We start from the raw sequence: 11,805 nt of genomic DNA, 5'->3' as shown, positions 1-11,805 counted from the left end.
GTCAGACCTGTGAACGTGTCCTTATGCCGACGGCAACCGATACAAACCGTTCGGCAGCGGTTCGACGAGCCCGTCCGCGACGAGCCCGTCCAGGGCCCGCGCCCGCTGCACCGGCTCGTGCCAGACCCGGTCGAGCGCCGACTGCGGCACCGGCGCGTGCGCCTCGCGCAGCACGGCGAGGAGCTTGCCGCGCACCTGGCGGTCGGTCCCGGCGTAGGTCTGGCCCCGGCGCGGCGGTCCGTCGTGGTCCGGCTTCCCGGCCAGCCGCCACACGCACTGCGCGGCGATCGGGCAGCGGTGACAGGTCTCGTTCTTCGCCGTGCACACCAGGGCGCCCAGCTCCATCGACGCGGCGGCCCAGCGGGCGGCGGTGGGCTCGTCGTCGGGGAGCAGGGCGCGGGCGAGCTTGCGTTCGGCGGCGGTGGTCGCGTTCGGCGGGTACTGGACGCCGGTGACCGCGCGGGCGAAGACCCGGCGCACGTTGGTGTCGAGCACCGGGTGGCGCTGGCCGTAGGCGAACGACGCGACCGCGGCGGCCGTGTACTCGCCGATGCCGGGCAGCGCGAGGAGCGCCGCGTGCTCGGTGGGAACGTCGCCGTCGTGCCGTTCCGTTATCGCGACGGCGGCGCCGTGCAGCCGCAGGGCGCGGCGCGGGTAGCCGAGCCGGCCCCAGGAGCGGACGGCCTCGCCGGGGGCGTCGGCGGCGAGGTCGGCGGGGCGCGGCCAACGGCGCAGCCACTGCTCGTACACCGGCAGGACGCGGTTGACGGGGGTCTGCTGGAGCATGAACTCGCTGACCATCACCCCCCAGGGCCCGGCGTCGGGGCGGCGCCAGGGGAGGTCACGGGCGTTCTCGTCGAACCAGTCGATGACGGGGGAGTGGAGCGACGGAGCGGGGGCGGGGGTGGGTTTCGTGGGCACAGTCATGGCGGTTCCGATCCTGCCACGGCGGGTGGGCGTTTGGTCACCGATGCGCCGTGTGCCCGGGGAGCGGATCGGTCGCGCGGCGGGGCTCGCGGGAGCGCGCGCGGCCCGATGTCCCCTTGTGATCCGGGCTAGTTGCATGATGATCCGGAAAAGTTGAGGTAGTGGCGGCGGGTGGGGCGGGTCGACGCGCCGTTCTCTCGTAGAGTTTGGCGCGTGGGATCTCTGCGCAATCCGATCGGGCCGCTTCCCTCCTCCATCTACTGGCGCCGGAGGGTCGTACTGCTGTCCGTGATCGCCCTGTTGGCGGTCATCGCCCTGTGGATCGTGCTGTCGAGCGCCGGGGACGGCAAGAACGGCGCGGGCGGGGGCGACGCGAAGCACCCCACGGCTTCGATCACGCCCGGCCCCTCGGAATCGGGCCCCGCGATCAGCCAGGCACCGGGCGGACGCGACGACTCCGGTGCGGGCACGGGCAGTTCGAGCGGCTCGGGCTCCGACTCCGGTGACGCGTCGGGCTCTTCCGGTTCGTCCGGCTCCGGCGACACGTCGAGTGCGGGCGGCACGGGTACGGGGACCGGCTCCGGTTCCGCCGCCGTCGAGGTCGGCTCGGAGGACGCCCTGCCCGGCGGCAGCCCGCTGCCCAACTGCGTCTCCAACGCCGTCCAGTTGAGCCTGCGCAGCGCCCACAACACCTACGAGCCCGGCGAGCAGCCGTCGTTGCTCCTGACCGCCAAGAACACCTCGGGCAGCGACTGCAAGATCGACCTCGGCCCGAAGAACGCGATCGTGACGATCAGCAAGTCCGGCGAGAGCAGCGACTACTGGTCCTCCGCGGACTGCCCGCCGGGCGCGTCGACGATGCTCTTCAAGGTCCCGGCCAACACCACCATCACCTACACGGTGAAGTGGGACCTCAAGCCCAGCGCCCCCGAATGCGCCACACCCCCAGCAGGCACGGCGGCCCCAGGCACCTACCTGGCCGAAGCCAACTCCTCGGGCTTCCCCAAGGCCCAGACATCTTTCGTGATCAAAACCGACTGACCCAACCGGCCCGACCCGAGCGCCGCGCGAGTGCGGAGCACCGGGGGCAGGGCTGGGGGCACCGGGCGGGGTTGAGGCGCGGGGGACGGCTGGGGCGCCGGGTACGGCAGGGGTGGCGTCGGGGTGCCGGGGGCGGCTGAGCTGGTGGGGCTGGGGCGCCGGGTACGGCCGGGGCGCTAGGGGCGGCTGGGGCGCCGGGCGAGGCCCCGGACCGCCGGTCCAGCCCCCGGCCCACCGGAGTCGCCACCGTCCTGTCGGTCCAGCCCCCCGGCCCACCCCCCCCGTTCCCGCAGGGGGCGCCGTGTCTCAGCGCGTCGGGGTGTGCCCGGTCCCGGGGTGGCGGGGTTGCCCCCGGCCCGCCCCCGCTCCCGCACGCGGCGCCGTGTCTCTGCCCGGTGTGACGCGTCCCCCCCCCGGTGGCACCGGAGTTGACCTGGGCCGCCGGTTCAGTCGGCCGGTTCGGGGTCTCGGGCCCGGTGTAACGTGCCTGCTTCTGCCGGGAGGCTAGACGTAGCGTTCGAGGATGGAGGATTCCGCCAGCCGGGAGAGGCCCTCGCGGACGCTGCGGGCTCGGGCCTCGCCGACGCCGTCGACCGTCTGGAGGTCGTCGACGCTGGCGGCGAGGAGCTTCTGTAGGCCGCCGAAGTGTTCGACCAGGCGGTCGATGATCGCGCCGGGCAGCCGGGGGACCTTGGCCAGCAGCCGGAAACCCCGGGGCGAGACCGCGGAGTCGAGAGTCTCGGGCGAGCCCGTGTAGCCCAACGCGCGGGCCACCGTGGCCAGTTCGAGCAGCTCGGCGTGGCTGAGCTTGTCCAGCTCGGCGAGCGCCTCGTCGACCGTGCGGGAGCGCTTCGCGGTCGGCTCGGGCACGTAGTCCCGGACGACCAGCTCACGCTCGGGCTCGACGCCCGCGATGAGTTCGTCGAGCTGGAGGGCCAACAGACGGCCGTCGGTGCCCAGTTCGACGACGTACTCGGCGATCTCGGTGGCGATACGGCGGACCATCTCCAGGCGCTGGGCCACCGCGGAGACGTCCCGGACCGTCACCAGGTCCTCGATCTCCAGGGCGGAGAGGGTGCCCGCCACCTCGTCGAGGCGGAGCTTGTAGCGCTCCAGGGTGGCCAGCGCCTGGTTGGCCCGGGAGAGGATCGCGGCCGAGTCCTCCAGGACGCGGCGCTGGCCGTCCACGTAGAGCGCGATGAGGCGCATCGACTGGGAGACCGAGACCACCGGGAACCCGACCTGTTTGGAGACCCGGTCCGCCGTGCGGTGCCGGGTGCCCGTCTCCTCGGTGGGGATCATCGGGTCGGGGACCAACTGGACCCCCGCCCGCAGGATCTTCGAGAGGTCCGACGAGACGACGATGCCGCCATCGAGCTTGCACAGCTCACGCAGGCGCGTGGCCGAGAACTCGACGTCCAGCACGAAACCGCCCGTGCACATGACCTCGACGGTCTTGTCGGAGCCCAGGACGATGAGACCACCGGTGTTGCCTCGGAGCACCCGCTCCAGGCCGTCGCGCAGGGCCGTGCCGGGTGCCACGGCGCTCAGTGTGGCGCGCATCAGGCCATCGGCACCGGAACTCCCACCGGACTTTCCGGGAGCTGCTGCCCGGTCGTTGGCTGCCACTGCACTCCTCCGGTCGCAGGTTGTGGGGGCGCTCCCGATTCGCACGTGATGTCGTACGGACAGGCGAGACCAGGGCAAAGTCTACCGGCGGTCCTCCTCGTCCCGTGGGGCGTCTCGTCGACGGGAGCGCGGGAGGACTCTCAGGGCGTCTCCCATGTCGGCCACTTCCAGGACCTTCATGCCCGCCGGGATCTTGCCGGGGTCGCCCGGCACGAGCGCGTGGGTGAAGCCGAGCCGGTGTGCCTCGGCGAGTCTGCGCTGCACGCCGGTGACCCGTCTGACCTCGCCCGCCAGGCCCACCTCCCCGATCGCGACGAGGTTCTTGGGCAGCGGGGTGTCGCTCGCGGCGGAGGCCAGGGCGAGGGCGATGGCGAGGTCGGCGGCCGGTTCCGACAGCTTCACGCCGCCGACCGTCGCCGAGTAGATGTCCCGCTTGCCGAGCGAACTGATCCGGCCACGCTGCTCCAGGACCGCCAGCATCATCGAGACCCGGGACGTCTCCAGACCGGACGTGGTGCGGCGCGGTGAGGGGATCTGGGAGTCGACGGTGAGCGCCTGGACCTCGGCGACCAGCGGGCGGCGCCCCTCCAGGGTGACGGTCAGACAGGTGCCGGGCACCGGCTCGTCCCGCCGGGTCAGGAAGAGGCCGCTGGGGTCGGCGAGGCCGACGATGCCCTCGTCGTGCAGCTCGAAGCAGCCGACCTCGTCGGTCGCCCCGTAACGGTTCTTGACGCCCCGGACCAGGCGCAGGCGTGCGTGCCGGTCGCCCTCGAAGGACAGGACGACGTCGACGAGGTGCTCCAGCAGGCGCGGGCCCGCGATCGCGCCGTCCTTGGTGACATGGCCGACCAGCAGGGTGGACATGCCCCGGTCCTTGGAGGCGCGGATCAGGGCACCGGCCACCTCACGGACCTGCGCCATGCCGCCGGGGGCACCGTCGATCTCCGGGGAGGCCACCGTCTGCACCGAGTCCAGGATCAGCAACGACGGCTTCACCGCGTCCAAGTGGCCCAGAACGGCGGCCAGATCGGTCTCGGCGGCGAGATACAGGTGGTCGTGGAGGGCGCCGATCCGGTCGGCGCGCAGCCGGACCTGGCTCGCGGACTCCTCGCCGGTCACGTACAGGGTGCGGTGCTCGTCGCTCGCCGACTTGGCGGCCACGTCCAGCAGCAGGGTCGACTTGCCGACGCCGGGTTCGCCGGCCAGCAGCACCACCGCGCCGGGCACCAGACCGCCGCCGAGGACCCGGTCCAGCTCGGGCACGCCGGTGGAGCGGGCGGTGGCCTGACGGACGTCGACCTCGCCGATGGGCAGCGCGGAGGTGGTGACGCGGCCCGGCGTCGTCGTGCGCACGGCGGGCGCGCCGTACTCCTCGACCGTCCCCCACGCCTGGCACTCGGCGCAGCGGCCGAGCCACTTCGCCGTCTGCCAACCGCACTCCGTGCAGCGGTAGGACGGTCGGTCCTTGGTGGTCCTCGTGCGGGCAGCCATGACGAAACCGTAGCCCCCGCCACTGACAACGCCCCCGCCGCCCTGATCCCGGGCCCGACGAGGAGGCCCTCCGGCCGGCTCAGGCCGCCCCGCCCCACCCCGGACAGGTGACCGGCACCCCGCTGTTGACGCGCCCCGCCCGCACGACCGTTGGCCCGCAGTCCCGCCGTTGCAGCGAACCGCCCCCTGCCCGGCGGCCACCGGGTTGACGCGCGCCGCCCGTATAGCCGTTGGCCCGCTGTCCCGCCGTTCCCGTGAACCGTCCCCTGCCCGGCGGCCGGTCGCTGCCCGTGGCCGGGGGCCGCCACGTTGACGCGCGCCGCCCGCACCGCCGTTCCCCCGCTCCCGCGAACCGTCCCCCCGACCGGCGGCCGGTCGTTGCCGTTGCCGTTGGGTACCCGGTTGAACGTGTGTTGCCTGCATCGGTGTTCGCTCGGAACGGACCTGGTCGGTGGGCCTCGTTACCGTTGGCCGGTGGGTGGCTGTGTCCCCTGGCAGGTCGCGCGTAAGGTGGCCAGTTTCTCGGCGTCGTCGGTGTTCGTGTCGGCCGTGTAGGTGATGATCCGCAGGTCGGAGCCGGGGACCAGGAGGACGTCGAGTTCGAGGACGAGGTCGCCCACGACGGGGTGTTCGACGGTCTTGCGATCGCCGGTGAGGGGGCCCGCGGTGCCGTTGGACCAGAGGTGGGCGAACCGGGGGCTGGTGCGCCGCAGGCGTTCGACGAGCGCGGCGAGGCGGGCGTCGTCGGGGTAGGTCGTCGCCGTGACCCGCAGATCGGCCACGAGGGCCGCCTCCTCCGCCTCGTCGCCCGCCCAGGAACGCACCGGCCAGCCGCCGATGGGGCCCGCCCTGTGCCCGCCCTCGGTGCGGAACATCCCGGCGACGATGTTGCCCTGGTCCCAGCCGTATGAGTGCGGGTCGCCGATCGCGGCGGTCCACATCCGGTTCCAGCTGACCAGCGTCCAGTCGGCGGCGAAGACCGCGACCGGCGCGTCGCTGAGCTGCCGGGCGAGCCGGTGGACCCGGGGCGGCACCCGCAACGGCACGTCACCGTGGGACGGCGGGGCGAGGTGGGCGCAGCGGAAAAGATGGTCGCGCTCGGCGACGTCCAGCCGCAGGGCGCGGGCCAGGGCGCCGACGACCTGCGGGGAGGGCGTGCGGGCGCGGCCCTGTTCGAGCCGGACCACGTAGTCGACCGACAGGCCGGCGAGGTGGGCCAGTTCCTCGCGGCGCAGGCCGGGTATGCGGCGGCCGGTCAAGGGCGGGGCGGCGCCGGGATCGAGTCCGCTCGCCAGGGGCGAAAGGCGCTCCCGCCAGCCTCGTAGGGCGGTGCCGAAGTGGTTCGCCGTGACCATGGGGTCATCATGGTCGGCGTCACGCGCGCGTGCGGGTCGCTTCTCTCACGTCTGGGTAAAGCCCGGCGGCCGAGGGCACGCGTGGCCCTCCCCAACTCGCCCCAGAAGCCCCTGGAACGGCAGCTTCCGGGCGCGTCGGCCGGGTCGGGAGGGCGTCGCGGCTCAGGTCCCGGGCGCGGCCTCGGCGGCGTCCCAGTGCGCCCGGGTGAACCTGCCGGCCGCCTCAAGGGCGTCAACGGCGTCGTCGAGCACGGCGGCGAACGCCTGGAAGACGTGCGGGACCTCGGGCCAGACCTGCAACTCCACGTGGACGTCGTCGGCGCCCGCGCGCGCGGCGAGCCGGACGGCGTCGTCGAGCAGGATCTCGTGCGAGCCCACCTGGACGAGCAGCGGCGGCAGCCCGGTCAGATCGGCGAACACCGGGCTGGCCAACGGCTCCTTCGCCGCCGTTGCCCCGAGGTAGTCACGCGCCCTGGTGCGCAGGACCTCGGCGGTCAGCGCGGGGTCGAGGGCGGCCTTGCCGGTCGCGCTGGCGCCGGAGACCGTGAGGTCGGCCCAGGGCGAGAACACCGCCGCCGACGCCGGCCGGGGCAGCCCCGCGTCCCGCAGGGCGACCAGCGCCGCGACGGTGAGGCCACCGCCCGCGGACTCCCCGACGAACGCGATCCGCTCCGCGGGGACGCCCTCGTCGAGCAGCGCGCGGTACGCGGCGACGGCGTCGTTTACGGCAGCCGGGAACGGGTGTTCGGGGGCAAGCCGGTAGTCGACGCAGACCGCGCGGGCGCCGGCGCGCCGGGACACGTCGGCGGCGAGACCGGCCGCGGCGGCCGCGGAACCGACGACATAGGCGCCGCCGTGGAAGTACAGCAGCACACGGTCCGGATCGCTGCCGGGCGTGTCGACGGTGACGACGGGGATCTCGCCGAGCAGCCCGTCGACGGTCGTCACGTCGGGCGGCAGCGGGATCGACGTCATCATGGCGTGGAAGACGTCCCGCGCGGCGGTCACGTCGCCGCCGAGGTCGAGCGGGGCGTGCCGGAACAGCGCGTCGAGGTCACGGCGTTGCTGCGCGGACATGGTGGTGCCTTTCTTAAGAAGGGTGGCGAAACGGCGGCGACGACAGGGCCTCAGCGGGGCGGGCCGACGATGACCTGGCCGTACAGGTCGGCGGCCTCGGCCATGCGTTCCTTGCTGATCTCGAACCCCTCGGGCCGCTCGGTCGCCAGGTCGCGCCCGGCGTGCCGGAACATGCCCTCGATGCCGCCCGGCGTGCAGATCATCAGCAGGTCGGCGGTGTCGGAGGTGATCCGGTAGCCGTGCGGGACGTTGCGCGGCAGGTAGACGACGCCGCCCTCGGAGAGTTCCATCTCCTGGTCGTCCGACCACAGCAGCGCGGTGCCCTTGATGAGCATGAAGATCTCGTCCTCGCGCGTGTGCAGGTGATACGGCGGCGCCTCGCCCTTGGACACGGTGAACCGTCCGACGGTCAGCTGTCCGTCGGTGGCCGCGCTGTCCAGCAGAACGGCGAACTGGCCGCCGTCGAGCCATTCAAGCTTCTGCTGCTGATCGGCCTGGGCCAGGTAGGTCATGCTCACGACAAGGTCCGTTTCTGTCGTCACGGTCAACGGGGCACGGCGCCCTGGCCGGGGCGGGCGGGGCAGGGCGCGCGGGTCGAGACCCCCGGCCCGTACGACCCCCTCCGGCGAACTGGCCCTCGCCCTCATCGTCCTCCGCCGGACCGCGCGAGCGCCAGGGCCGAGGCTGGGACCAGCAGTACCAGTGGGGTGGGGGGGGAGGGGAGAGGGGGACTGCGGGGGTTGGGGGGTGCTGGGTTCCGGGGGTGCGTCGGCGGCGGAGTCGGGGGGTGCGGGCTGCGGCTGCGGGGCCGGGGCCGGGGCTTGCCGGGGGCTGGGGGCGTCGGCCGAGGAGTCGGGGGCAACTGGCCGTGGGGCCGGGAGGGGTCGGTCGCGGCGTCGGGAGGGGTGGGCGTCGAGCTGGGACGGCCCGGGAAGGGGGCAGGCGGGGGGCTGGGGGCCCGGGAGAGGGGCGGTCGCGGAGCGGGGAGGCGGCCCGCTGCGGAGCCGGGAGGGGGCCTGTCGTGGCGCCGGGAGAGCGCAGCTGAGGGGGCGCCAGGGAATCGGACGTGGCGCCGTGCGGAGGGGGCGGCCGGGAGCCGCGACGGGGTCGACCGGGGTGCCGGGGCAGCGCGGTCGAGGGGGCGTGAAGGCGGGGCCGTCGCGGAGGTGAGGGGCCGTCGACCGGGGTGCCGGGGCGGGGTCGGCCGCTCGGCTCGCGAACAGGTCGACCGCGACCTCAGTAAGCCGTTGGCGGTGGAATTGGAACTTCCGCGTCCCCTTTTGAGGGATCGTTTCACCCGTACGGAGTAAATATGCTTAAGCGAGGGGAAGGTGCTGGTCCGCGCCGCCTACGGTCCATGGATGAGTAGCAGTCCGGAGACCTCGACCCGAGCCGCCGGCGCCCACCGGGCACGCCGTCAGGAGCGTGACCGCGGTGCGGCGCGCAACCTGGCACAGCGACCGCCCACGCGCTACGAGCCCTATCTCGACGGGCTGTTCACCTACTGCCTGTCCGTGCTGTGCGACCACGACACGGCCACCGCGGCCCTCGGTGACGCCCTCGCCCTCGCCGAACGGCGCCGTGGCCCCGACGCTCTCGGTGAACGTCGGGCGTGGCTGTACGCGTTGGCCCGCTGGGCGTGCCTGCGTCGGCTGACCGAGGCCAAGCAGAAACGTCAGGGCACGCACGCGTCCGCCCACACCGGCGACCCCGAACCGGCCCCGCCCGCCCTCCCCGAGCAACTCCGTCAGGACCGGCGCCGCGAACTCGCCCTGCTCGCCTGGCCCGAGGCCGCGGGCACCACCCCGGAGCAGCGCGAGGCCCTCGAACTGGCCGTACGCCACCACCTCGCCGCCCACGAGGTCGCCGCCGTCCTCGGCCTCGAACTCGCCGCCGCCCGCGACCTGTTGGCCTCCGCCGCCTGCGAGGTCGAGCGGACCAGGGCCGCCCTCGCCGTCGTGGAGAGCGGCACCTGTCCGAGCGTCGCCCGGCTCACCGGCGACCGCAGGCTGGTGCTCAGCCCGGCCCTGCGCAAGGAACTCGTCCGGCACGTCGACGACTGCCCGCGCTGCCGCCGCCGCGCCGAACGCGCCCAGCCCGGCTGGCCCGGCGCCAGCGTCACCCCCGCCGAACTCCCCGTTCTGGAGGCGCCCCGCGCGGCCCTGCACATGGCGCTCGTCCACGCGCCACGCACGCGTGGCGCCACCGCGCCCCGTTTCGACCGGCGCGGCTTCCCGATGGCGCCCAAGGACCGCGCGGCCCGTCGCGAACGGCTCCGCGCGCGTGCCGTGACCACGACCGTGGTCGCCACCGTCGTCGCCGCCCCGGTGCTCGCGATGTGGGCGGCCTACCGCAGTGCCGACGACGGCGCCGACGGCCACGCCGCCACCGCCGGTGAGGCACACGGCCCCGACGGCGCCTCCGGCTACCAGAACGCGGGCAACGCCAGCACCCGCCCCGAGACCCGGTTCCGCAAGGGCGCGGCGCCCGGCGTCTCCGTCGAGGTCATCAGCGTCAACGGCACCGGCTCCACGGGCACGGGGCAGCTCGCCGTGACGGCGGCCAACAGCGGCTCCGCCACGCTCGTCACGCTCACGGCGTCCGGGACCGCGCCGGTGCACTGGTCCGCCGGCACCTCGGCGCCCTGGCTCCACCTCAGCCAGACCTCGGGAACCCTCGCCCCCGGCCACACGTTCACCCTCCAGGTCCACGTCGACCCCCTGCGTGAGCCGTCCGGCCACTGGAGCGCGCAGGTGGCGATCGCACCGGCGGGCGCGGTCGTCTCCATCGACGGCCACGGCCCGGCCCCCACCCCTCACCCGACCCCTACCCACCCGACGTCCCACCCGCCGACGTCCCCCTCACCTCACCCCACCCCGACCACCCCACCGTCCTCCTCCGCACCCCCCACCCCGACGTCCCCACCCCCGTCAGACCCACCCACCTCCCCATCCCCGCCCGACGAGAACACCAGCCCCAGCCCGGAGGCGTCTTAGGGCGGGGGAGCCCGCGAGACGTGGGTGTCGTGAGCCGGTCCGTGGGGCGCACCGGCTGTGGGGCTGCCTGTGCGGCGCGGGTGGCGTGGGTTGGCCTGTGAGGCGCAGGTGGCGCGGGTCGGCCTGTGGGGCACGGGCGTTGTGGGTGGCCTGCGGGGCGTGCGTGTCCGTGGGGCGCTCGTGGGCGGGAGGTATCCGCCGAGGCCGGTGCCCATCAGGGCCTGAACGGCAGCCGTGACCGTCGGTTCGGCACGGAAACCGTGACCGTCCGTCATCCGGCCGACCGAACCGCTGCCACCGCCCCCCGGTCCCGGCCTGGGCCCCGGCCTTCGTCGCCGTCCTTGTTCCGGCCCGAGGCCCCGCCCTCGTTACCGCCCGGCCCCGGCGCTAGCCCCCCCAGCCCCGGCGTTAGCCCCGCGCGTCCGGCGCTAGCCGCCCCTGGCGTTAGCCCCCCGCCCCGTCCGCCGGGTGGGGAGCCAGCATCGGGAGTTGGGACGCCAGGCGCTGTTCGCACAGCTCGACCAGGCGGTCGTAGCCGGCCTTGCCCATCAGTTCGGTCAGTTCGGGGCCGTAGGACACGTACACCGGGTCGCCCGCGCCGTGCGCCGACGTCGCCGAGGTGCACCACCAGTGCAGGTCGTGGCCGCCGGGACCCCAGCCCCGCCGGTCGTACTCGCCGATGGACACCTGGAGCACGCGCGTGTCGTCGGGCCGGTCGATCCAGTCGTAGGTCCGCCGCACCGGCAGCTGCCAGCACACGTCCGGCTTGGTCTCCAGCGGCTCCCGGCCCTCCTTGAGGGCGAGGATGTGCAGCGAGCAGCCCGCGCCGCCCGCGAACCCGGGCCGGTTCTGGAAGACGCAGGACCCCTGGAACGGGCGCGTCTGACGGTCGCCGTCCTCGTCCTCGGAGATCCAGCCGTTCTCGGTGCCCTCGGCGTGGTGCTGCCAGATGTCCGGCGTGAGCCTCGCCACATGCCCGGCGACCCGCTGCTCGTCCTCCTCGTCGGAGAAGTGCGCGCCGAGCGAGCAGCAGCCGTCGTCCGCGCGGCCCGCCTGGATGCCCTGGCAGCCGCTGCCGAAGATGCAGTTCCAGCGCGAGGTCAGCCAGGTCAGATCGCATCGGAAGACCTGCTCGTCGTCCGCCGGATCAGGGAATTCCACCCAGGCGCGGGCGAAGTCGAGCCCCTGCTCGTCGGCGGCCAGGGCCTTCTTCGACTTCTTGGACGACTTGTCGGCCTTGGGTGACTTGGCCGGGTTCTGGTCCTTCGCCTTTTTCGTCTTTGGCACGC

Annotated in this window: 9 protein-coding genes; 2 read left to right on the top strand and 7 right to left on the bottom strand. The window is 74.0% G+C overall.

From position 1 onward, the window contains the following. Positions 1-21: 21 nt before the first annotated feature. A complete protein-coding gene (locus ACIQOU_RS07420) occupies positions 22-927 on the bottom strand; it encodes an A/G-specific adenine glycosylase (protein WP_401534766.1) in 906 nt (301 codons plus the stop codon). Positions 928-1,140: 213 nt separating this feature from the next. On the opposite strand from ACIQOU_RS07420, the gene ACIQOU_RS07415 reads away from it, so the two are divergent. Next, on the top strand, positions 1,141-1,968 hold the full coding sequence (locus tag ACIQOU_RS07415) for a hypothetical protein (protein WP_401534764.1): 828 nt from the start codon (positions 1,141-1,143) through the stop codon (positions 1,966-1,968). Positions 1,969-2,472: 504 nt separating this feature from the next. Here the strand turns inward: ACIQOU_RS07415 and disA are convergent. From disA to ACIQOU_RS07390, 5 genes are all read right to left on the bottom strand, one after another. Further along, on the bottom strand, positions 2,473-3,597 hold the full coding sequence (disA, locus tag ACIQOU_RS07410) for a DNA integrity scanning diadenylate cyclase DisA (protein WP_401534762.1): 1,125 nt from the start codon (positions 3,595-3,597) through the stop codon (positions 2,473-2,475). An 81-nt stretch (positions 3,598-3,678) separates the two neighbouring features. Then, positions 3,679-5,088 carry a DNA repair protein RadA gene (radA, locus tag ACIQOU_RS07405; protein ID WP_401534760.1) on the bottom strand — a complete coding sequence of 470 codons (1,410 nt, stop codon included), beginning with the start codon at positions 5,086-5,088 and terminating at the stop codon, positions 3,679-3,681. Between the two features lie 461 nt (positions 5,089-5,549). Next, positions 5,550-6,443 carry a helix-turn-helix transcriptional regulator gene (locus ACIQOU_RS07400; protein ID WP_401534758.1) on the bottom strand — a complete coding sequence of 298 codons (894 nt, stop codon included), beginning with the start codon at positions 6,441-6,443 and terminating at the stop codon, positions 5,550-5,552. Between the two features lie 162 nt (positions 6,444-6,605). After that, positions 6,606-7,520 carry an alpha/beta hydrolase gene (locus ACIQOU_RS07395; protein ID WP_401534756.1) on the bottom strand — a complete coding sequence of 305 codons (915 nt, stop codon included), beginning with the start codon at positions 7,518-7,520 and terminating at the stop codon, positions 6,606-6,608. A gap of 50 nt (positions 7,521-7,570) precedes the next feature. After that, the gene (locus tag ACIQOU_RS07390; RefSeq protein WP_401535783.1) at positions 7,571-8,032 is read right to left on the bottom strand and encodes a cupin domain-containing protein; all 462 of its coding nucleotides are present in this window, start codon (positions 8,030-8,032) and stop codon (positions 7,571-7,573) included. An 849-nt stretch (positions 8,033-8,881) separates the two neighbouring features. Here ACIQOU_RS07390 and ACIQOU_RS07385 point away from each other — a divergent pair. Next, positions 8,882-10,516, top strand: coding sequence for a hypothetical protein (locus ACIQOU_RS07385; protein ID WP_401534754.1), 1,635 nt, complete (start codon positions 8,882-8,884; stop codon positions 10,514-10,516). A 444-nt stretch (positions 10,517-10,960) separates the two neighbouring features. On the opposite strand, the gene ACIQOU_RS07380 is transcribed toward ACIQOU_RS07385, so the two are convergent. Then, positions 10,961-11,803 carry a hypothetical protein gene (locus ACIQOU_RS07380; RefSeq protein WP_401534752.1) on the bottom strand — a complete coding sequence of 281 codons (843 nt, stop codon included), beginning with the start codon at positions 11,801-11,803 and terminating at the stop codon, positions 10,961-10,963. Positions 11,804-11,805 lie beyond the last annotated feature (2 nt).

Origin of the sequence: Streptomyces sp. NPDC091279 (genome assembly GCF_044757465.1) — a bacterium.
Lineage (GTDB): Bacteria > Actinomycetota > Actinomycetes > Streptomycetales > Streptomycetaceae > Streptomyces.
The sequence above is the reverse complement of the archived record's forward strand: the minus strand, read 5'-3'. Positions and strand labels throughout refer to the sequence as shown.

Bases quoted from the DNA above. Each gene is read 5' to 3' on its own strand.
- ACIQOU_RS07390 (WP_401535783.1), bottom strand. From the start codon at position 8,032: ATGACCTACCTGGCCCAGGCCGATCAGCAGCAGAAGCTTGAATGGCTC.
- ACIQOU_RS07385 (WP_401534754.1), top strand. From the start codon at position 8,882: ATGAGTAGCAGTCCGGAGACCTCGACCCGAGCCGCCGGCGCCCACCGG.
- ACIQOU_RS07420 (WP_401534766.1), bottom strand. From the start codon at position 927: ATGACTGTGCCCACGAAACCCACCCCCGCCCCCGCTCCGTCGCTCCAC.
- ACIQOU_RS07400 (WP_401534758.1), bottom strand. From the start codon at position 6,443: ATGGTCACGGCGAACCACTTCGGCACCGCCCTACGAGGCTGGCGGGAG.
- radA (WP_401534760.1), bottom strand. From the start codon at position 5,088: ATGGCTGCCCGCACGAGGACCACCAAGGACCGACCGTCCTACCGCTGC.
- ACIQOU_RS07395 (WP_401534756.1), bottom strand. From the start codon at position 7,520: ATGTCCGCGCAGCAACGCCGTGACCTCGACGCGCTGTTCCGGCACGCC.